Raw genomic sequence first — 23,403 nt, forward strand, 5'->3', positions numbered from 1 at the left:
CCGGGAAGCCGACCCATCGCGGGCCGACACGCCCCGCCGGAGTGGAGGACGGGCCTATCCTGCGCGCGCCGGTACCGGTGGCGATTCCATCTCGGTGGGCACCGCCCGCAGCAGGACACGGCTGGCCTCCTGCTGCTCGGGCAGGGACAGCAGTTCCAGGAAACGCGTCTCGCCGGCGACCAGCACCGCGACCGCCAGGCCATCGCGATAGAGCACGCGCGCGCCGGGCACGCGCGCGATCTTCTCGCCCGGCAGCAGTGTGCCCAGCAGGTTGGCCGGATCGGTGGCGGCGATCGCCAGCCACTTGCCATCGGCGGGCCTGCGGCGCACCTGGCGCAACGCGGCGACGGCTTCCGGCAAGGCGAACTGTTCGCCCGGGATGCCGGTGATGAAGCGGCCCCCGCGGATCTCACCGCGTGCTTCCAGGCGCTGGTAGATCCGTACCAGCTCGCGCCAGGGCGGCAGCCATGCGGCCTCGCGTTCGAGCAGCCGCCAGCAGACCACACCGTAGCGCCGCAGCAGCATGCGCGCGACGTGTTCGACTGCCTCGGCCCTTGCCTCGCCACTGCCCGATGGCGCACCGGCGCGAATCAGCGCCCAGCGGCCGGCGTCCTGGATGCCGAACATCGGCTTGCGGCGGCGATGGCGGGATCCGCCATCGCGCTTGGACGCGGGGACCAGCAACGCCCGCAGGCCGCCGAAACTGTCGCAATGGACCCGGCCCCGCACCACCAGTTCGGCCAGCGCGTCTTCCAGTTCGGTGCGCAGCAGATGCGCGCCGTCGCCGATTTCATCGAAGAACGAGGCGCCGTGCGCGCCGAGATAGTCCACCACGCGGCGCGCGCGCGAACCCAGGTCGTCATCGTCCACCGGCGCGGGGGCCAGGCGCGTCCACAGCGGCGCCTGGCGACGCGGCAACAGCAGGATCGGCGTGCCGCGCAACGAGACATTGCCGCGCCCGCCACCCTCGCTTGCGGGCGGCCGCAGCCGCGTCCACAGCGTGCGCCCCGCGGTGCACAGATCGTCCAGCCAATGGATCGCGTAACCACGCACGCGCGCCGGCAGCAGGTCCGCTTCCCAACTGGCGGCGGGCGCCTCGAATCCTTCCAGTTGCCCCAGCACGCCGGCCAGCGCTTCCGGTCCACTGACCCGCTCCGCCTCGCTGAGGTGCTGCCAGTCGAACAGGAAACGCTGAAAATCGCGCGGTTCGACCGGTTCGATTTCGCGCCGCAGTTGCTTGAGCGTGTAGCGATGGATGCGCGCCAGCAGGTGACGCTCGCACCACTCCTCCTCGCGCGCGCCGGGGGTGAAATGACCCTGCATCACATAGCCTTCGCTTTGCAGCGCAAGCAATGCCAGATCCACCTCGTTCACCGGCAATGCCAGCGAATGCGCGAGCGCGGTGGCGGGCACCGGCCCCAGCGCGGTCAGGCGCGCGCGCAGCAGTTCGCGCAACGCGGTCTCGCGCGGCCAGTCGGCCTGCGCGTATTCGTCGGGCGCATCGACCACCGGCTCGATCGGCGCGGCGGGGAACAAGGCGCGCAGCATCGGCAAGTGCTCAGTCGCCAGCCACAGCGCCCGCGCGCCGTCGTCGCCCACCTGCATGCGGGTGGCGCGTCCGTCCGCCGCCAGTGCCCGCAGCCATTCCGGCCAACCGGTGTTGTCGGCGGCTTCAGCGACAGTGATGGCGCCCACGCCAGTCAGCGCCTCGTGCATCTCGTCGGGATTGCGCGGCTGCGGCCAGGCTTCCTCGCGCACCGCCTGGATCGCGCCGATATCCAGCTTGCCGAGTTCGTCGGCCGACTCCGCCTCGCGATAGAGCCGGCTCTGCACCGCCTGGGTGCGGCGTTCCTCCAGCGGCGCATCGTCGAGGAAGGCATAGGGACGCGCGTTGATCACTTCGGCCGCCAGCGGCGACGGCAGCGGCAGATCCCGCGCGACCACTTCGATCTCCCCCGCTTCCAGCCGGCGCAGCAGTTGCAGCCAGCCATCGGCATCCATCGCCTCGTGCAGGCAGTCGTCCAGGGTCTGCGCGACCAGCGGGTGATCCGGAATCTCGCGTTCGCCGACGATGTTCTCCAGGCAGGCGACCTGATCCGGGAACACCGTCGCCAGCAAATCTTCCGACTTCATCCGCTGCAACTGCGGCGGCACCTTGCGGCCGCCCAAGAAACGCGGCAAAGCCAGCGCGGTGGTGGCGTTCCAGCGCCAGCGCACACCGAATAGCGGCGCATCCAGCAGCGCCTGCACCAGTACGTCCAGCGCCGAGGACGAATGCAGGTAGCGCGAGACCTCGATCAGCGGGAAGCTGTGGCTGGTCGACAGCGACAGGATGATCGCGTCCTCGGTCGCGGCGGCCTGCAGTTCGAAATTGAACTGGCGGCAGAAGCGCTTGCGCAGGGCCAGGCCCCAGGCGCGGTTGAGCCGGCTGCCGAACGGCGAATGCAGGATCAGCTGGGTGCCGCCGGATTCGTCGAAGAAACGCTCCAGCACGATCCGCGACTGGCTGGGCACCTGGCCCAGCGCGGCCAGGGTCTTGTCCAGGTAGTCGGCGATCTGGCGCGCGGCTTCCTCGTCCAGCGCCACCTCCTGCATCAGCCAGCGCATGCCGGCGTCCACGCCGTCCGCGATGATCTCGGCGGCCACGGCTTCGCGCAGGCGCGACACGCCGAACGACAGTTCATCGCTGCGTCCGGGTGCCTCACCCAGCCAGAACGGGATGTTGGGCGGTGCGCCGCGCGCATCCTCCACCCGCACCCGGCCCGGTTCCACCCGCAGGATGCGATAGCTGGCGTTGCCCAGTTGGAACACGTCGCCGGACAGGCTTTCGACCGCGAAGTCCTCGTTGACGGTGCCGATGGTGTGCGCTTCCGGTTCCAGGATCACCGCGTAGTCGCCGGTGTCGGGAATGGTGCCGCCAGACATCAGCGCGGTCATCCGCGCCCCCTTGCGCTCACGCAACCGGCGATGCACGGCATCGCGGTGCAGATAACCCGCGCGTGGGCCGCGCCGGGTGCTGAAGCCCTCGGCCAGCATCCGCACCACCGTCGCGTAATCCTCGCGCGCCAGCATGGCATATGGCGTCGCCCGCCGGACCAGCGCATACAGCGCGTCCTCGTCCCATTCACGGCTGGCGGTCTCGGCCACCAGTTGCTGGGCGAGCACGTCCAGCGGCGCGACCGGGATGCGCAAGGCATCGAGTTCACCACGCCGGACGCAATCCAGCAGCGCCGCGCATTCGATCAGCTCGTCGCGCGACTGCGGGAACAGGCGCGCCTTCGGCACCCCGCCCACCGCATGGCCGGAACGGCCCGCGCGTTGCAGGAACGTGGCGATGGAGCGTGGCGAGCCCAACTGGCACACCAGATCCACGTCACCGATGTCCAGGCCCAGTTCCAGCGACGCGGTCGCCACCAGCACCTTCAGATCGCCACGCTTGAGCCGCTGTTCGGCATCCAGCCGCGCTTCCCTGGCCAGGCTGCCGTGGTGCGCCGCCACGCCCTCCTTGCCCAGCCGCTCGCCGAGGTGGCGGGCGGCGCGTTCGGCCATGCGCCGGGTATTGACGAACACCAGCGTGGTGCGGTGTTCGCGCACCAGCGCCGCGACCCGGTCGTAGACCTGCTCCCACTGGTCGTTGGACATCACCGCGCCCAGCGGCGTCGGCGGCAGCTCCAACGCCAGGTCGCGCTGCTTGCGGTAGCCGATGTCGACGATTTCACAATGCGGCGGTTCCGGCCCTTCGCCCGCGCCCACCAGGAAGCGCGCCACCGCGTCGATGGGTTTCTGGGTCGCCGACAGGCCGACCCGCACCGGGGGCTGCGCGCACAGCGCCTGCAGGCGTTCCAGCGACAGCGCCAGGTGGCTGCCGCGCTTGCTGGCGGCAACCGCATGGATTTCGTCGACGATCACCGTGCGCACGCTGGACAGCATGCTGCGGCCGGAAGCCGAGCCCAGCAGCACGTACAGCGATTCGGGCGTGGTCACCAGCACGTGCGGCGGCTTGCGGAACACTTTCTGGCGCTCGCCGGCCGGCGTGTCGCCGGTGCGCACCGCGGTGCGGATCTCGATGTCGGGCAGGCCCATGTCCGCGAGTTCGGCGCGGATGCCGGCCAGCGGCGCGTCGAGGTTGAGGTGGATGTCGTTGGACAGGGCCTTCAGCGGCGAGACGTAGACCACGGCGGTCTCGTCCGGCAACCCGCCCTCGTCCAACCCGCGCCGGACCAGGTCGTCGAGCGCGGCGAGGAAGGCCGTCAGGGTCTTGCCCGAACCAGTCGGGGCCGCCACCAGCGTATCGCGGCCCGCGCGGATCGCCGGCCACGCGGCGCGCTGGGCCGGCGTGGGCCCGGGAAACGTGCGCCCGAACCAGCGGGCAACGGCGGGATGGAACGAGTCCAGCGGCATGGCGGCGACGATACCGGGAAACCTCCCGGAAAACGGTGAAAACCTGGAGCCGAGATGGTGCTGTTTGATGGCGGATCCAAGCGCGTGGGGTGAACGGATGCCGTCCGTGGGTTCTGTTCTTCTGCTTGGAAAACGCCCAGTTCGCCGTTCCCTTTCTCCCGTCCCTTCCCCCGCAACGCGGGGGAAGGTGCCGAAGGCGGATGGGGGCAAGGATCCGTGCGAAGAGCGCCCCCATCCGGCGCGGGCGCGCCACCTTCCCCCGCAGGCGGGGGAAGGGAACATGTCCAGGCGCGTGGGGGAACCGATGCCATCCGTGCTTTTCCTCCTTCCGCTTGAAGGAGAACGCCCAGTTCGCCTTCCCTTTCTCCCGTCCCTTCCCCTGCAACGCGGGGGAAGGTGCCGAAGGCGGATGGGGGCAAGGATCCGTGCGAAGAGCGCCCCCATCCGGCGTGGGGCGCGCCATCTTCCCCCGCAGGCGGGGGAAGGGAACTATTCAAGCGTGTGGGATGAACGGATGCCGAGCGTGGGTTTCGTTCTTTTCGCTTGGAAAACGCTCAGTTCACCGTTCCCTTTCCCCTGTCCCCTTCCCCCGCAACGCGGGGGAAGGGGCCGAAGGCGGATGGGGGCAAGGGTCCATGCGAAGAGCACCCCCATCCGGCGCGGGCGCGCCACCTTCCCCCGCGTTGCGGGGGAAGGGACCATCCGATTTGGAAACTGCGAGCTGCGCCTGATTCCTAGCCCGCCGCCGGCAACTCAATCCGGATCACGGTGCCCGCGCCGACGGTGCTGTCCACACCGATGCGACCACCGGCGCGCTGGATCAGGTCGCGCGCCACCGACAGGCCCAGGCCGGTGCCCTCGCCGGCGGGCTTGGTGGTGAAAAACGGGTCGAACGCGCGCGCCTGTACCTCCGGCGTCATGCCGGTGCCGGTGTCGCGGAAACCGATGGCGACACCGCTCGCGCCGGTGTCGGCGGTGACCTCGAACACGCCGCCGCCGGGCATCGCGTGGTTGGCGTTGGCGGCGATGTTCAGCACCATCAGTTCGAACTGGGTGCGATCAAAGCGGATCGGTTGCAATCCCTCCGCCACGTCCAGGCGGACATCGACCGTCGGGTCGAACAACTGGCGCAGCATCGGCCGCAACTCGCGCAGGCTTTCGCCCGCATCGAACGTCTGCAGATGGGTCTCGTCCTGTCGGGCGAACGCCAGCAGCTTGTGGGTCACCAGGGTCGCGCGGCGCGCGGCCGATTCCACGCCGGCCAGGGCTTCCTTGAGCGCGGCCGGATCGTCCTGCCGCTTGCCGCGACCGGCGTAGCCGAGAATCAGCGACAGCAGGTTGCCGAAGTCGTGGGCGACGCCGCTGGCCAGCCGGCCCACCGCCTCGACCTTCTGCGCGTGGATAAGCTGTTCCTGCGCGCGTTCGCGTTCGCGCGCCTCCTGCTCCAGCAGGCGGTTGCTCTCGGCCAGTGCATTGCCACGCTGGTTGGCCTCGCGCAGGCTTTCGCGCAGCGCCACGGAACTGCGATCCAGCACCACCGCGATCATCAGGAACATCGCGAAGCGCGCGGCCAGATCGACCAGCCGGTTGTAGACCTCGCCATCGCGCGCGATCTCCAGCCACATGCCGCCGCAGAACGCCACGGCGATGCAGGCGAACATCACCCACAAGGCGCGCCGGCCGACCACCAGACCGGCGATCGCCATCCAGATCACCAGGATCGGCTGTTCGTAGACCTGTGCGTCGAATCCGGTGGACAGATAGCTGGGCACCACGGTGACCGCGAACACGGCCAGCAGCAGGTAGGACGCCGCAGCGAACCTGCCGCGTCGGATCAGCCAGAAGCTGGCGCCGGCCGCGGCGCTCACCGCAAGGCTGAACACCATGCTGGCGATCTCGCCCGGCCGCCAGGGAATGTCCACCGAGGCGCGGTAGATCCAGGCCAGCGGCGGCAACATCGCCAGCAGCAGCGAGATCACCTGGATCATCGGCGCGTTGCGGCGATCCACCGGATCGGCAATCGGCACGTCGCGGAACCAGTCCAGCACGCCGCGCAGGAGCGGCCCGATCAGCGGAATGCGCGCGCCGCGCGTGGAAACGACCGATGGAGAGGGTTCGATCATGGGGGTCCTCAGGGATGCCTAGCCGCCGACCGGGCGACTGGGACGGCCGCCCTCCCCGGCGCCGTCCGAACATCCCCGGACCGGCGGATTATAGGCCCGGCGCGGGCTTTTCCCCGGTTGCGCCCGCTTGCAGCCTGACTTCGACCCGACGGTTCGGGATCAGGCATTCGCGCAGCGCCTCGCGCGGCTTCACCCCGTCGCAGGCCTGCACCTGTTCGGTATCGCCGCGGAAGGTGTAGCGGATGGCGTCGGCGGGCACCCCTCGCTCGATCAGCCATTCCCGCACCGTGCGCGCGCGGCGCTCGGACAGGCCCTGGTTGTAGTCGTAGCCCCGACCCTGCAGGCGATCGGCGTGGCCCACCAGTTCCACCGCGCGCAGCGGCCTGCCCTCCTCGCGCAGGCGCGCCAGTTCCCGCTCCAGGTTCTGCAGCGAGTAGGCGCGGATATCGCGGCGACCATCGCGATCGAATTCGAACAGCACGTTGGCGGTGAGCACCGTTTCCGCCGCCGGCACCACGCCCGGCACACCGCACTGGCGCGCCAGCGCCTCGGCGTCGCTCACCATGTCCTCGGCGATCTGGATATAGGGCTTGGAATGGCGCCACTGCTGCTGGTTGAACTCGTTGCCGGCATGCACCAGTTCCACTTCGCCGCAGGCCACCGCCTGCTGCGCGCAGACGAAACCCGGAGTGCCGTGGATCGCGCCCAGGCGCTTCCACAGGTCCTCGCGCACGCGGGCCGCGCCGTTGACCAGCGGGGTGTCGGTGGGCAGCGGCGAGACGCCCTGCTCCATCCCCACGATCAGCTTCTCCGATTCGGTCAGCGCTTCCTGCGGGAACGCGCTGCGATCGTTGCGGGTGTATTCGTGGAAGGACACGTCCAGCCAGCACTGGGCCTTGGACAGGTGGTAGTCGCGCACCGGGCGGCCGCCGTCGTTGAGCGCCTGGATACGCCCCTGGGTGGCCTCGTAGCCGGACAGATCGGCATGGATGGCCTCGTCGGTGATGCGATCGCGCGGCGGAACCAGTTGGGTCTGCTGCGCGGCGGCCGTGCCGGCCAGGGCGGCCAGGACGGCGGCGGTGATGAGCGTGGACTTGGTGATGGTCATATGGGGTTCCTCAGCGCACCGGATCGCGGTAGCGGGCGTCTTCCCTGCGGAAGAGGTCTTCGTCGAACTTGAAGCGCAGGCGGATGAAGGCGCCCTGCTGGGTGTACTCGTAGCCGGTCAGGTCCTCGTCGCCGCGGAAACCGGTGGCGTTGTAGCCGACCGAAAGCCACAGGTTCTGCCGCAGCAGGCGCCCGACTTCCACGCCGAACGCGTACTGGTTGGCGCCGTACTGGCCACGGAAGGTCGAGGCCAGCACGCCGATGTCCCAGTTCTCGGTGATGTCGTAGACCACGCGGCCCGACAGCAGCACCGCGCGGAAGTCGTCATTGACCCGGCCGGTGTCGGCATAGAAGAAGCTGTCCTGCTGCCACTTCGCCGCCACCCGCCCGGTCAGCCACCACGGCCGCGATGGATGCCAGTCGGCGTGCGCGGACACGATGTGCGCGCTGGTACGGATGTCCTGGCCGGTATCGGAACCGAAACCGGAACCGTCCATGCCGCTCTCGTCCTTCTCCAGCTTGTACTCGTAGCGCGCCAGCGCGTTGATGCGGTTGGTGTCGGTATCGCGGTAGGCCACGCCGACCTGGAAGCGATCCTGCAGCACGTCGCCGCGCGCCGCGTAGACCGTGCGCAGCAGGTAGTTGCGCGCCAGCACGGTCCAGTCGCGGTTGAGCTTGCGCGCCGCGAGGAACTGCAACAGGGTGGTGTTGTAGGCCTCGTCCGTCGGGGTTTCGGCGACGTCGTCGGAAATCCGGTGTTCCAGCCGGATGTTGCCGCGCCACAGCGGATTGGCGCTGTAGTCCAGGGCGATGCCTATCCCGGTCGAATCGCCGACGTTGCCGGAGATCACGTTGGTATGCTCCAGCGAGGTGTCCAGGCGCAGTCCCTCGCGCAGGTCCCAGCGGTTGCGCATGCCCGAGGCCGCCTGGATGTCGCGGCCGGCGATGGCGTCGCGCAGCCGATATTCCGAGAACAGCTGGGTATCGCGCAGGAAGCTGGTATCCACGCCCAGCGCCACCGTATCGGCCTCGCGACCGTCCTGGGTCAGGCCGTTGACACCGCTGATGCCGGTCTGTTTCTCGTAGCGGCCATACAGGCGGCTGCGCTCCCGCAACTGGAAGTCCACGCCGAGGGCGATGCGGTTGCGATCCTCGCCATGGATGTCCTGCTCCACCTCGCCGCCCAGGTTCAGGCGATCGCTGGCGCGGTAGCCGACGCCGAAGCGCAGCATGTCCGAGGACAGCTCGGTGCCGACCGGCAGGCCGCTGGCGACATCGTTGGGGTTGCCGTTGCTGATGATCGGCAGGCCGGTCAACGGGTCCAGCGGCTGCTGGCCGTAACCGAGCGCACCGCCGCCGGCGCCGGTGGCGTAGCCGCCGGAAAGGCCGCCCAGGTTGCCGTATCCACTGTTGGTCGCCCAGGTGTAATAGGCGCCGACGGTTTCGCGGATGGCGCGGTAGCCGAAATCCAGGGTCAGCTTGTCGGTCACCTTGACGCGCGTGCCGACGCTGCCGGCATTGCGCTCGCCGCCGTCGGGATTGCGGTCTTCGCTGCGCAATCCCTCCGCGTACAGCTCGAAGCGCTCGTTCAAGCGGTAACGCGTGGTCAGGCTGTACTCGCCCCGCCCGCCGTACAACGGCGAGGCCTGGTTGTTGAACTCCGGATCCGATTGTCCGGCGAACAGTTTCAGATCCGTCTTCTTGCCGGCATGCCCCAGCTCCACGCGCCAGGCGTTGCCTTCCACCAACCCGCTCAGCCCCTGCAACGCGGGCGTGCCGTATTGGTTGATGGAGTTGGTGTTGACCTCGCTGCGCGTGCGCGCCGCCTCGGCCACCAGCCAGGTGTTTTCACCCAGGCGGTAGCCGACGTTGGCGCTGCCCATCTCGAAGCTGGCGAACGGATTGCGGTCGTCCACGTAGGATCCGCCGATCTCGCCGTTCTGGCCGACCCGCAGTTGCGCGTCGCCACCGACCACCCAGAACTTTTCGGTGCCCTGATCCAGTTCGTAGGTGATGCGCAGCGATACCGGATTCAGATCGCCATCGAACGAGGGCAGGAAGCTGTTGAGCAGGATGCGGCCGGAGAACGGCTCGAAGCTGTAGTCCACCAGCCGGGCCAGCGGACGCACCGAGACGATGCGCGAAGGCTGGTTGCGATCGCGCACCACGACCTCGACCCGCTCGCTGCCTTCCAGCACCGCGTTGTTGCGCAGGCCGTAGGGGCCGCTGCCCTGGCTGGGCAGTTCCTCGATGACCTGGCGCAGCGAGTCCTCGATGGCGAACACGTTGCCGCGCACGCGCGCGTTTTCGAAGTGCCAGCCCAGTCCGGTCGCGGTGCGGTTGTAGGTGCCCAGCACGCGCTGCGGCGCACGCTCGCCGAAGCCGACGCCGGTCTGGGTGGCGATGCTGTCGCCGGTCTGGAAATCACCGTACAACAGATAGTTGCGGCCATTGTCCACGCGCACGTACAGGCGCTCGGCCGAGCGCGCGTCGAAACCGCGCAGCGACGCGTCGCCATACACCGGATAGAACTCCTCCGGCTGGATGTCGCGCAGCAGGCGGGCCCGCACTTCCTTGTCCGAGTCGTAGGCGGCGGTCAGCAGGTACTCGCCCTTGATCCTGCCCTTGACGAAGAACGCCGCGCGCGCCGCGCCATTGGCCTTGCCGTTGTTGAACTGCTTTTCCCAGCGGCGGATTTCCCGCTCGAAACCATCACCGCGGGTGCTGCCGTCGATCAGGTTGTCGCCCTTGCGGCGGAAGTTGATCACGCCCTCGATGAGGCCGGTCGCGATCATCTCGCGCATTTCCGGCACGAAGCCGACCACGCCCTCGGCGGTCTCGCCGCCGGAGGTCACCCGCAGCAGCACGTCCTGCGGGTCGTGCGGCGCCAGCAGGTCGAACTCGGCGCGGCCGTCGCGCACCGGCACCTGCACGCCGGGCGTGACCTTGTCGGCGTCCAGGTGGCCGGGGCCGAGTTCGTCGGTACGGCCATCGGGCAACTTGATGCGGCCGCCGGAGTTCTCGACGGTCGCGAAGGCTTCGCCGGCCAGCGGCTTGCCATCGGCGCCGAACAACTGGATCACCACGTGCACCGGCGACTGGCCGTCGGCCGGAACGCCGTCGCGATCCACCTCCACCACCACCCGCTGCACGCCGGCGTTGGCGCGGTAGTCGACATTGCCCGGTTGCGCATACAACGGTTGAGAGGTGGCCTGCTGGCTTTGCGGCGATTGCGGGAACAGCGGCGTCGCCTGTCCCAGCACCGGGGTGAAGCGCTGGTCGCCGGAGACATTCTGGGCCATCGCCATGGCCGGCATCAGCACCAGCGACATCGCCAGGCTCAGCGGTTTGCGGGAGAAAGGTTGGGGACGCATGGTCTTCCTGGCCTGGCGGACGCGGGCGGGTCGCGGGGTGCGGCTCATGGCTGCACCTCCGTGCCGGCGGCGGGACTCGGGGCGGTCGCCCTCGGATCCACGATCGGGCGCTGGTTCGCCGAGTCGGTGCCCTGCTGCGGGCTGCGCAACGGCTTGCTCTCGAAACGCAGCGGCGATTGGCCCGGTTCGGTTTCCGGCGCGCGGATCTCGCCCTGGGTGCGGCGTGCCTTGACCTGTTCGATCACCGGGTTGGAGCAACTTCCCTCGATGAAGTCGGCGCGATGCAGCTCGCCGTTCTTGAGGTCGATGAACAGGCTGTCGGCGTCGCCCAGGTTGCGGTTGCTGCTGGTGGTCAGGCGCGAGCCGACCGGCAGCGTGGACGCGTCCACCTTCAGGGTGTGGCTCTTCGGCGGCAGGCCGCAGTAGCTGTACTTGCCTTCCGAATCGCTGATCAGCCAGGTGCCGTCCTCGAAGTACATGCGTACGCCGGGGATGCCCAGTTCTTCCTTGTCCTGCACGTGGTTGACGTTGCAGTCAACGAACACCTTGCCCAGCACGCAACCCTCGTCGGCGAACACGCCGCCGCTGACGATCACGCGGTACTCGGCCGGATTGGACGGCACGGTGCCGCCGTTCGGATACGGCGCCAGCGTGTTCGGATCCACGCAGCCGCCGGTGATCGAACAGCCCCAGGCGCGCGCGCGGTTGATGCCATCGCCCTGCTGGCTGCCCACGCCCACGCGGACGCGGTAGCTCAGCACCTTCTGCGCGCCGACCGCCAGCGAACCGACGTCGAACACCAGGGTCGGTCCGGGCTTGCCGATCGGGTCGGCGATGCCGCTGCCGTCCACCCGCGCGGTACCGGCGATGAAGGTGAAGCCATGCGGCAGGCGGTCGATGACGTTCACCGTGCCCAGCGCGGCGCCCGCGGTCTGGCGGATGGTGATCGTGTAGACCAGGCTGTCGCCCACTTCCACGGTCTTGCGGTCGCCGGTCTTGGTGATGACCAGGCCGGGCGCCACCTGCGGATCCAGCGGGATGTGGTTGTGCACCGGCGCGGCCACGCCCGAACCCAGATTGACCTCCAGGTAGTAGGTGGTCGCGGTGCCGGCCGGGCCGGTCGGCGCGGTCGCGTTCGTCTGCACCGGATAACCCAGGCCCGGCGTGGACGGCGGCGTCAGCGGCGAGTTTTCCGCCGGAATCATGCCGGACTCGAAGGTATAGCCGGCCGGCGGAGTCACCGCGATCTGGAACCGGCACGACGCCGGCGCGCCCGGCGCCATCAGGAACTGGTAGAAACCGTCGGCGCCGACCGTCATCGAGATCGCGTTGCCCTGCACGGTGTAGCCGCCCATGGCCGCGTTGAGCACGTGCTGTTCCGGCGCATAGGCCGGGCAGCTGCCGATCGGCGTCAGGGTCACCCGCGAGCCCGGGACCGGGCTGCGCGTCACCGCGTCGTAGATCACGCCGCCCGGATTCAGCGGCAGGCTCTGCTGCGGCAGGTTCGCACCCGGGGCAAGCACCACCGACAGGCGGGTGACGCCGTCGGTGCTGCTCGGGCAGGAACTGGCGGTCCCACCGCCGATCGCGCCGGTGGCGTCGCACGGCGCGGGCGAACCGCCAGCGGTTTCGCCGCTGACCGGCCAACCCCACACCACGCCGGTGGCGGGGTCGCGGAAGCGGATGTCCAGCGGCACGCCGGGAATCTGGTCGGCGATCGAGTAGGAACCGTCGACGCCGGTGGTGGCCGTACCCACCACCTGTCCATTGGCGTCCACGACTTCCACGGTCCAGCCACCCAGGCGGCGATCGCCGCCATCGATCAGGCCGAAGTCGCTGCCCTGGTCGAACCACACCGTGCCGGAGACCGACGCGGCCAGTTGCACCGGCGTGGGCAGGTGGCAGGCGTTCTGGGTGATCGCCGGGTCGCATACCGGCAGGTCGTCGACGTTGCCCTCGAAGTTGGCGCGTTCTTCCTGCGTTGGCGTGCGGAACTCGTTCTCGCCGCCGCCCTCGACCAGTACCGCGTTGTTCGCCGGCGATGCCGCAGCGGCGGTCGCCGCGACACGCACGCGCGCCACGATGGTGTCGGTCGCGGTGGCGCCGGCGGCGATGACCGTGCTGCTGGCGCAGCGGAAGCGGTTGTCGCCGATCGCGCCGGTGCAGCTCCAGCCGGACCCGGCCGGCGTGGCGTCCAGGGTCAGGCCGGCAGGCAGGCGATCCTCCACCACGTATTCGCCCGCGCTCGCCTGCTGGCCGATGTTGCGCACGCGGATGGTGTAGGTGCCCACGTTGTTGACGGTGAAGGTCGCTGGCGTGGCGGTCTTGCTGACCACCAGGTCGGGCGAATCGCCGACCTCGCCGAAGTTGTTGTCGATCGACTGTCCGCCCGGCGGCAGCACGATGCCGCTGATCGCCGACGGCGTGGTCGTCACCGGCGTGGCGGTGCCGGTCGGAGTGCCATCGATGGTGCCCGGCGTGGTGATGCCATTGAGCGTCTCGGCGGGCTGGGTCGGCTCGGTCACCGTGTAGGTGCCCGGACGCAGGTTCTCGAAGCGGTACCGGCCATCGCTGTCGGTGGTGACGGTGACGTTGACCGTTTCGCCGAGATCGTTGGTGCCGGTCAGCACGACCTGCACGTTCGGGAAGCCGCCCTCGCCCGTGTCGATGACGCCGTTGTTGTTGCCGTCGTTGTAGACCCGGCCCGAGATGGTGCCGGCGGGAACCTCGCCAAAGTTGTTGTTGGCCGCTTCCTCGCCCACGCCCAGCGTGATGCCCTCGATCACCGACGGCGCGGTGGTCGGCGCGGTGGCGGTGCCACCGCCGGTGCCGGGCACGGTGATGCCGTTGAGCGTACCGGCCGGCTGCTCGGGTTCGGTGACCGTGTAGGTGCCCGGCGGCAGCTCGGTGAATGCGTAGCCGCCGTCCGGCTGGGTGGTGACTTCGCGGGTGATGGTGTTGCCGGCCAGATCGGTACCGGTCAGGCGCACGACCACCGAACCGATGCCCTGCTCCGACGGATCGATGACGCCATCGTTGTCCAGATCGCGCCAGACGCGGCCGCTGATTGCGCTGTTGAGCGGAATCTCGCCGAACAGGTTGTTCTCCGAAGCGGCGCCCGGCGTGGTCAGGTCAATCGCGCTGATCGCACTCGGTACGGTGGTGATCGGCGTGGCGGTGCCGGACGGCGTGCCGCCGACGGTACCGGCCAGGGTCTGGCCGTTGCTGGTGCCGGTGGGCTGCTGCGGTTCGGTCACGGTGTAGGTACCCGGACGCAGGCCCTCGAAACGGAAATCGCCGTTGGCGTCCGTGGTCGTGGTCAGATCCACCGCCGCGCCGCTGTCGTCGGTGCCGGTAAGGCGAATGGTCACGCTCTCGATGCCGGTCTCGCTGGCGCCGGCCTGCGCGCCGTCGTTGTTGGCGTCGAAGAACACCCGGCCGGAGACCGACACGCCCAGGGTTTCGCCGAAGTCGTTGCGCACGGAGGACTCGCCCGCACCCAGCGCGATGCCGGCGATGGCGCTGGGCACGGTCGCGATCGGCGTGGCGGTGCCCGCGGGCGTGCCGCCGATATTGCCGGCCACCGTGGTGCCGTTGATCGTCGTCGCCCCGCCCACCACCGGCTGCGCGGCCTGTTCGGTCACGGTGTAGGTGCCGGCCGGCAGGTCGCCGAAGCGGTAGTCGCCGTTGGCATCGGTGACCGCCTCGGCCACCGGATTGCCGAGCGCGTCGCGCGTGCCCGCGGGCAGGCTCACCCGCACGCCGCCGATGCCGTTCTCGCCCGGCTCACGCACGCCGTTGTTGTTGGCGTCCAGCCACACGCTGCCGGACAGCGCGCCGGCCAGTTCGCCGAAGTCGTTGCCGCGCGAACCGGCCACCGGCAGGTTGGTCACCGGGATCTGGTTGAGGCCGTTTTCCTGCCCTTCGGCCAGGCCGGTCGGCTGGGTTTCGCTGATGAGATAGTTCTGGCCGGCAACCGCGCCACCGTAGCTGTAGTCGCCGTTGGCATCGGTGGTCAGGGTGACCGGCGCCGGATCGTCCGCCGTGCCGAACTGGCCGTCCGGACCGGCGCCCTGGATCACCACGGTGACGCCGGGAATGCCGGCGTCGCCGCCATTGTTGTCACCATCGTCGTTGCGGTCCAGGTACACCGTGCCGCTGATGATGGCGTTGGCCAGTTCGCCGAACAGGTAGCCGGTGGCGTCCTGCCCGGCGGACAGCGCGATGCCGTCGATCACGTTGGCGGTGTTCGCATTGCCCGGGGTCGTCGCGTTGCCCGGCGTATGCCGGCCATCCAGGTAACCGGCCGGCTGCGTTTCGGTGAGCGTATAGCTGGTGCCCGCCTGCGGCGGCAGCAGGTCGGCGAAGCGGTAGGCTCCGCTGCCGTCAGTCTGCACGGTCATGTTCACCGGCTGCCCCAGCACGTCGGTGCCGGTCAGGGTCAGCGTGACATTGCCGATCGGATTTTCGCCGCTGTCGAAAGCGCCGTTGTTGTTGTTGCCGGCGGTGGCCGAGAAGTCCTCGAACACGCTGCCCGCCAGCGATCCCAGCACTTCGCCGAAATCGTTGCCGGCCGAACCGGCGATGGTCAGATTGTTGATCTCGATGACATTGCTCGGATGCTCGCTGCCTTCGCCGTAGCCATCCGGCTGGGTTTCGCTGACGCGATAGCTCTGGCCAACCACCAGGTCGGTGAACTGGTACGCGCCATTGGCATCGGTCTGCAGGATGACCGGCGCGGGATCGTCGCCATTGCCGAACACCCCGTCCGCGCCCGCACCGGTGAGCGTGACGGTGACGTCCTGCAGGCCGCCGTTGGGGCGGGAGTTGACCGTGCCCGCGTCGCCGGCGTCGAAATCGCCGTTGCGGTTGCGATCCAGGTACACGTTGCCGGAGATCGCCGAGATCGCATCCTCGCCGAAGTTGAACTGCACACCATCCAGTCCGGCGCCCAGATCGATGTCGCTGATCCGGTCGGTGGTCGCCGCATCACCGGCCACGCCGGTGGCCGCCGTACAACCGGTCGTGCAGGCCGCGCCACCGATCTGGCCGGGATTCACCGCGCCGGGCCGGTTGCGGTAGTTGCCCGCCGGCAGCGCCTCGCGCAGGGTGTAGGTGATCAGCGGATCGAGTCCGGTGAAGCTGTAGGCGCCGGTGCCATCGGTCGTGGTGGTGCCGATCACCGCGCCGGTCGCCGCATTCAGCAGTTCCACCGTGGCGCCGGCGATCGCGCCGTCGCCGCCGTTGCGGGTGTTGTTGTAGTTGCCGTCCACGTAGACGAAGCCGGACAGCGAGGGCAGCCGGACTTCCGGGAAGTTGTAGCGCACGCCCGCCTGGCTGGCGCCGACCGCGATGCCGGTGAACACGGTGTCGGGCGAACCGGTGGCGTAGGCGCCGCCCAGCGACGGTTCGGCACCACCACTGGTCGGCGGGGCGACCGGTCCATCGACGAAGCCGGCCGGCTGCGTCTGGGTCAGCGTGTAGCCACCCGCGCCCGCGGGCGACAGATCGCCAAAGCTGTAGCTGCCATCGGCGGCGGTGGTGGTGGTGAGATTGACCGCGTTTCCGTAGGCGTCGGTACCGGTCAGGCGGATGCTGACGCCGCCGATGCCGGGTTCACCGGCAACGCCCTGATGGGTGCCGCCGTTGGCGCCGGCGCGATCCCGATCCTGGAACACCACGCCTGCCAGCGACGAACGCGTGACCAGGATGTCCTCGTCGTCGATGTTGTTGCCCGGATTCGGATCCACCTGCTCGGTGGCGATGCGGGTGGTGTTGACCTGTGCCGCCGCACCGGGATACGAGGTCCAGCGCACCGGGATGATCACGCGCACCTTGCCGGTGACGGTCACGTCGCCCAGGTTGCAGGTCAGTGCCAGCCCGGCGGCCGTGCACGCGCCGGTCCCGTTGGGCTGCTCATCGCCGCCCGGCGATGGACCTTTCTTCTGCCACTGGACCGGACCGGTGATCTCCAGCCCGTTCGGCAGGGTGTCGGTGATGACCGTGCCGGTGCCGCTCTGCGGGCTGGTGCCGCTGCGATCGCGCGACAGGCTGGCGCCGGGGCCGTCGTTGGCGCCCTCCAGTACCCAGTAGAACGGCTGGCGCAGCGCCACCGTCGTCGCCGGGGCCGCCGGCAGGGCGACATCCGGATCCAGATCGGGGGCGTCGGTGAACACGTGCTTGGCGACGCGTACATCGGCGCGCGCGCGAATCGTGGTCGGTTCGTCGGCCGCGTTGTTCGTCGGGTTGGTATCGGTCTCGGCCAGGGTCGCCTGGACCTGGTTGCGCACGGTGTCGCCGCTGCCGCCGGGCGCGGTCAGGTAGCGGTACTGGACGTATACATAGCTGGTCGCATTGACGCCCAGCGTGCCCAGCACGTTGCTGCCGCTGAACCCGGCGCCGGGCACGTCGCACTCGATGTTCAGCCCGGGATCGGCGGGCGTGGTGCCCGCGCCGGTGAACGGATTGGCACTGTTGACGGTGCATCCGGCCGTGCTGAAGCCGCCCGTGGGGGCGCCGCCGGTTCCGGGCGCGATGCCGACGAATTCGACCTGGCGCCCGTTCGGCGCGCGGAACGTATCGGTGATCCGCACACTGGTGGCCACCGACGGGCCGCGGTTGAGCACGGTGATGCGGTAGGTGATGAGGTTGGCCGCGGTGTTGACCGCGTCGTAGCCCAGCGGATCCACGCCGCCGGTGAAGCCCAGATCGTCCTTGTTGACGACCAGATCCGCCGCGCCTTGCTCGAAGGTCAGCGAGGCGTCCTTCTGATCGTCGGCGGCGCTGGTGTTGGTGTTGTAGTCGAACGGACCATTGGCGTCGCTGCCGCTGGCGCCGCCGGTGATGTCGAAGCTGGCGACGTTGGTGAATTCGCGACCGGCCGGATTGTTGTTGCTGTTGACGTTCGGCCGGATCTGCACGCGCAGGCTCTCGGTCTGCCGGAACGTCAGGTTGACCGCCGGACAGGTGACGACCACCTGCGACGGCGAGCCGGTCGGGTTGGCATAGGACATGCCGCCGGCGGTCGCCGTGGCGGTGGTGCCGCCGGCCGCGCTGTGCGTGCACGCCACGTTGCCGGGGGTACGGGTGGCCGACACCAGCACGAAGCCCGTGTCGTTGGCCGGCAGGGTGAAGACATCGCGGAAGACCACGCCGGGGACGGTCGACGGTCCCTCGTTGTAGTAGCTCATCACATAGTTGCTGACCACGCCGACGCGGCCCACGTTGCCCGTGGTGATGTCCTTGGCGGTGGTGGTCACGTTGGCGCGGCGCTCGACCCGCACCCAATCGCTGGCCTGGTTGTTGGCGCCGTTGATTTCACCCACGGAACTGGTGACATCCGGATCCACGGCCACGCCGGCGGTGTTGCAGAACGCGCCGCTGGCCGGCGCGCCCACGCCGCAGTTGCCCGGGCTCTGGCCGATGCTGTCGAAGAACGGGAAGCCCACCGTGATGGTGATGTCGGCCGAAGCACCCACCGCCAGTGCGGTCGTGTCCGAGCGGCAGATCACCGAAGGCCCATCGACGACGCAGTTCCAGCCCGCCGGCCCGGCCACGGTTACGTTGGTGCGGTCAACCCCGGCGGTATTGCCGTTCACGAAACCCGGAATGGTGTCGTTGACGACGATGCCGCTGGCCGGCACCGCGTCGGTGATGGCGAGGTTGGTCACCCGCAGCGTGTAGCTGTAGGTGTTGGTGCCCAGCGGGATGACGTTGTCGGCGCCGCCGTCGTTGGCGCGTGTCCACTTCTCGATTTGCAGATCGACACGATCGTTGGTGGTGCGGGTGCCGTCACCGGCGCAATCGTTGGTGGTATTGCGATCCTCGTTGATGCTGCCGGTGCTCGGCTCCAGCGAACCGCCGGAACCGCCGGTGCAGGCATTGTTGGTCAGCGCCAGATCCGGGGTCCGGGCGCGGGTGACGATCCGCAGCGCCGGCGTGTCGGCATCGCGCGCCAGGTCATAGCGCGAAGGATCCAGATCGCAGGTGACGACCTGCGCCGGACCGCCCGCGTTCCAGGCGGCCGGTGCCACCGAGCAGCTCCATTCGCCGGCATTGCCGCCACTGATGTACTCCTCGCCCGCCGCCAGCCGATCCACGACCTGCACGTTGCCGGTCGCCGCGCGCGGCCCGTAGTTGTGCACGTTGATGGTGGAGGTCATCAGGCTGTCGGCGTCGGGGCCGGTGCCCGGCCAGATCGCGACCAGTGCCGGCGTCTTGCGCTTGGCCAGCCCCAGGTCCGCGCCATTCGGCATCACGCTGAACTGGACGCTGCCGCTGTTGTTGACGGATACCGGATCCGGGGTCTGCGACGTCACCGTCGCGGTGTTGGTCACATCGCCACTGCTGTTGGCGCCGTTGGAAGGCACCATCGCGGTGATGGTGAAGCTGGTGGACGCGCCCGGCGCCAGGTCACCGGCGTAGCTGCATCCGCGGGTGGTGTTCCCGGCCGTCGTCGAACAGGTCCAACCCGCCGGCTGGTTGCCGCCGGTGATGGTGAAGCCGGCGGGCAGCACGTCCGTCCAGCTCGGATTGGTGGCCGCGCTGGGACCCAGGTTGCTGACATTGACCGTGAAGGTGATCGGATCGCCGGAAATGGCCGGCGCCGGATTGGCGCTCTTGCTGATCGCCATGTCCGCACCGGGCGTGACCACGGTGGTGACATCGTCGGTATTGTTGGCCAGATTCGGATCCGGCATCGAACCGGCGTTGACCACGGCGGAATTGATGATGTTGCCGCCACCGACGTTCACCTTCGCGCGGAACGAGAAGGCGCTGCTGGCGCCCGCCGCCAAGGTGCCGGCGTGGGTCGCGGTCATCGTGCCCGGATTGAAACTCCAGGCCGGGCCGCTGAAGCTGCCGGGGACCAGGCTGACGCCCGCCGGCAGCGTGTCCCGCACGTTGAAACCCGACGACGCGCCCGGACCGTCATTGGTGACGGTCAGCGTGTAGGTCACCTCGTCGCCGCCGATCACCGAGGCCGACGAGGCGGTTTTTTCCAGCCGCAGATCGCCCGACTGATCCAGCGTGGTCTGCTGGCTGAGCAGGTTGTTGCTTGGCTCGCCGTCAGCGGTGAAGAAACCGTGGCTCGTCGGCAGGCTCGCCAGGGGTTCGCCCGCGCCGGGCTCGGTGGCGCTGGCGCGTCCGACGGCGCCATGGATGAACACCGATCCCGGCGCCATGCCGGTGGTGAGCATCTGGATGTCGAAGCTTGCGGCGGGCTGACCCGCCGACAGCGATTGCGGCAACGCGCAGCGGATCCGGACCGGGGAACCGCCCAGGTTGCTGCAGAAGGTCGGCAACGTGCCCGCAGCGGCCCCCGCCGGCAGATCGAACAGGACAACCGCGTCGTCGACCGTATCGACATCGCCGTTCTCGACTACGACGTGGTACACGACCGGTGCGCCGACCGGGCTCGGATCGTAGCCGGTGTCGGTCAGGCCGCTGATCTGCAGATCGGCCGCGCTCGCCAGCGTCGGCGGCAGCAGCGTGGTCAGCAGCAGCGCGGCCCTGCGAAGCCATTGCCCGCTTCGCGGTTCGCCACGCGGAATGGCGGTGGCCTCGTCCACGTCATGACCAGAGACAGGCGCGCGCGCGCATTCGGCGCCAGGCGCCGCAACGACTTGGAGGACCACAGTTTTCCCCTGTTCCGTACACCGCCTTGCGGGCGGTCCTGGTAGCCGTCGGCGCGAAGGACGGTCCTGGCGGCAGTCGCCGCGATGGAACCGGACTTCCCGAAAGACGGTTGCTCTCGCGCCGGAAACGACGCGGCCGCAAAGCGCAGGTTTTGTGCGCTGCAACGGCAGGGGAATCTTATTTTGTGATTCTTATCACCTCAATAACGGAACATCACTCACACTTTCCATCGCTCTCGAACACTCTCGCGCAGCGCAGCGCCGCGCACGAACACGGACACGCCATGGATCGCGGCGTGCTCAGCCGCCCTCGTGCAACCACAGATAGCCGATGCCGCGCACCGCGCGCAGTGGCAGCGCGTGTCCGCTCGCACCCCGTACGCGTTGGCGCAGGCGATGCAGCAGCACTTCGAGCCGATGCGGATCGAAATCCGCAGGCGACTCGGTCATGCCGGCGATCAAGCGTTCGCGCTCCACCGGTTCGCCGGGCTGTTCGAACAACATGCGCAGGAACACCCGTTCCGCTTCGCCCAGGCTCAACTCCACGCCGTCGGGCGTGCGCAGCTTCCAGCCACCGGCGACCAGCGCCCAACGTGGCGCGGGTTCCGCCGGCACGATCCGGTCGGAAGCGGACAGGCGGCGCCGCAGGCTGGCGATACCCGCGGCCAGCACATCCATGTCCACGGGCTTGACCAGATACAGATCCGCGCCCGTGCTGAGCCCCCGCGCCATGTCGTCGCTTTTCCCGCGCGCGGTGAGCATCACGATGCCGACCGAAGCGATCTGATGCAGGTGGCGGGCAACCGCGTAGCCGTCCTCGCCGGGAAGACCGATGTCCAGCAGCACGATGTCGCAGGGCTGCACGGCCAGGTGCCGGTAAAGCGCTTCGGCGCTGGCGAAACCCACGGCCTGGAAACCGCGCTCGGCCAGTTCCGACACGAGCAGTTCGCGAAGTTCGTCGTCGTCTTCCGTCACCGCGATGCGGGCGGGCGTCAGGGTGGCTTCAAGCATGGAGTCAAGCGGGTTGGATGCCTAGAGTTGTGATTCGCATTACGCATTCAGCATATCGGATCCGTCGTGATAACGGTTACCGACCACGCATTCCGCCACTCCAGGTTTTCCCATGCTCTCCTCTGCTCTCCCATGCTCTCCGAAAACGCCCCCTATCCCGCCCGTGTGCGGGCGCGTGGGCAAAAAAAAATGCCCGTCCTGGGGACGGGCATTCGGATGCCGCGGCGATGAAGTCCGGACTCAGTCCTTCCAGGTCTTCCGGATCGGATGGGCCTCGGTATTGAACACCACCGCGTCGAAGTCCAGTGCGGTCTTGGGCGCGAACAGCAGGTAGTAGTACTTGAAGGTCTCGGCGAACAGGAAGCTTTCCATCGAGTCGTTCTTCTCCTTGCTGCGCACGTCCTTCAGCGCGGCGAAGCCGTGCTCGGTGCGAGTGTGGCGAACGAAGTCCTCGAAGAATTCCTTGCCCATGCCGCGGTAGCGCGCATCGCCGGTGTAGTGATGCAGGTAGTACGCCGACTCGACGATCTCCGGACGCAGCGGATAGCCCGGCGAGGTCACTTCCATCTTCGCGTAGTCGATCGCTTCCGGCTCGATGCCGTGCAAGCGCCACATCTTCAGGCCGGATTCCTGCAGGCGCTTGGCGCGCTCGAGATCGCCACCGAACGCCAGCAGGCCCGGCATGAACGCGTCCAGCGCGCCGTAAGTGGTCTGGGTGCGCTTGCCGGTGTTCATGTCGGCGTAGCCGTACCACAGTTCGCCCTCGCGCACTTCATCGGCCAGGTACTGGTTGATCGGACCGATGCTCTCGTCCCACATGCGCTTGCAGTCGGCATCGCCGAACAGCTTCCAGCACTTGAACAGGTACTCGTAGTACGAGTCGATGCCGCCGGCGATATGGCTGGTCGGATTGGTCCACTCGCCGGTCTCGACGTTGATGTTCAGACCGACCAGGCCGATCCTGGAGCGGCGGTTGAAGGTCTCGGTGAGCGCCCGCTTGGCCTTGTCGTAATAGATCGGATTTCCGGTCAGCTTGCTCAGCGCGCCGAACTCGATCAGCAGGGTGCCAGTCTCGGCCGGATTGCTGACGGTGCCGCGGACCTTGCCGGTGCGCAGGTTGACGTGGGTGTACGGCAGCCCGGTCTTGCTCTCGAACACCGGCAGCAGGCGCTTGCCCAGATCCTCGGCCAGCTTGAGCAGGCGCTCGTCGCCGCTGAGCTGATAGCCGGAGATCAGCCCACCGAGCAGGCGGATGGTGATCTCGAAGTTCTGCACGTACATGTCGTGATCGAACGAGAGCTGGGTGGCGATCAGCTCGCGCGCTTCGGTCGCTTCCTTGTCCAGGCCCAGAAGGATCAGGGTATCCAGTGCGTCCACCGGCGACATCAGCAGCGACTTCTCGTACCAGTCGCGCGGCTGGCCGCTGATCGGTTTCAGATCATCGTGGCCCTTGGCGAACTGCATGTAGCCCTGCCATGCATGGCGGGTCTCGGCCTTGACCTGTTCGGCCAGGCGCGCGGCCTCGGCCTCGTCCACCACCGGCACGTCCGCGCTCGCGGCCTTGGCGGCCGGCGCCGGCGTTCCGGTTGCCGCGGGCGCGGCCGTTTCGGCCGCCGGCTTCTGACTGCAGGCGGTGCCCGTCACCAGGGTCAGCGCCATCACCACCGCGCCGGCCAGGCGCTGGCCACGCAGGGCGCGACGGGGGGAATTCGTCGGGTTCGATACGTCGTGCATGGGAGTTCCTCTTTGCGG

At 68.7% G+C, this 23,403-nt stretch carries 7 protein-coding genes; all 7 read right to left on the reverse strand.

Annotation, left to right across the window (positions count from 1 at the left end; all coding sequences use genetic code 11):
* Positions 1 to 54: 54 nt before the first annotated feature.
* Positions 55 to 4,401 (reverse strand): DEAD/DEAH box helicase, encoded by a 4,347-nt coding sequence (locus tag ACTJI2_RS05170; protein ID WP_440841340.1) that lies wholly within the window; start codon positions 4,399 to 4,401, stop codon positions 55 to 57.
* Between the two features lie 734 nt (positions 4,402 to 5,135).
* Positions 5,136 to 6,524 carry a sensor histidine kinase gene (locus tag ACTJI2_RS05175; protein WP_440841341.1) on the reverse strand — a complete coding sequence of 463 codons (1,389 nt, stop codon included), beginning with the start codon at positions 6,522 to 6,524 and terminating at the stop codon, positions 5,136 to 5,138.
* 88 nt (positions 6,525 to 6,612) lie between these two features.
* The gene (locus ACTJI2_RS05180) at positions 6,613 to 7,632 is read right to left on the reverse strand and encodes an OmpA family protein (RefSeq protein WP_318289137.1); all 1,020 of its coding nucleotides are present in this window, start codon (positions 7,630 to 7,632) and stop codon (positions 6,613 to 6,615) included.
* Positions 7,633 to 7,642: 10 nt separating this feature from the next.
* Positions 7,643 to 11,053, reverse strand: a complete 3,411-nt coding sequence (locus tag ACTJI2_RS05185) for a hypothetical protein (protein ID WP_440841343.1) — start codon at positions 11,051 to 11,053, stop codon at positions 7,643 to 7,645.
* A complete protein-coding gene (locus tag ACTJI2_RS05190) occupies positions 11,050 to 20,574 on the reverse strand; it encodes an SdrD B-like domain-containing protein (RefSeq protein ID WP_440841344.1) in 9,525 nt (3,174 codons plus the stop codon). The genes ACTJI2_RS05185 and ACTJI2_RS05190 overlap by 4 nt, the downstream gene beginning before the upstream one ends.
* A gap of 366 nt (positions 20,575 to 20,940) precedes the next feature.
* Positions 20,941 to 21,651 (reverse strand): response regulator transcription factor, encoded by a 711-nt coding sequence (locus ACTJI2_RS05195; RefSeq protein WP_440841345.1) that lies wholly within the window; start codon positions 21,649 to 21,651, stop codon positions 20,941 to 20,943.
* 240 nt (positions 21,652 to 21,891) lie between these two features.
* Positions 21,892 to 23,385: a glycoside hydrolase family 47 protein gene (locus ACTJI2_RS05200; protein WP_440841346.1), complete on the reverse strand. Its 1,494-nt coding sequence runs from the start codon at positions 23,383 to 23,385 to the stop codon at positions 21,892 to 21,894.
* Positions 23,386 to 23,403 lie beyond the last annotated feature (18 nt).

Source organism: Pseudoxanthomonas sp. 22568, assembly GCF_052044485.1.
Classification (GTDB): Bacteria; Pseudomonadota; Gammaproteobacteria; order Xanthomonadales; family Xanthomonadaceae; genus Pseudoxanthomonas_A; species Pseudoxanthomonas_A beigongshangi.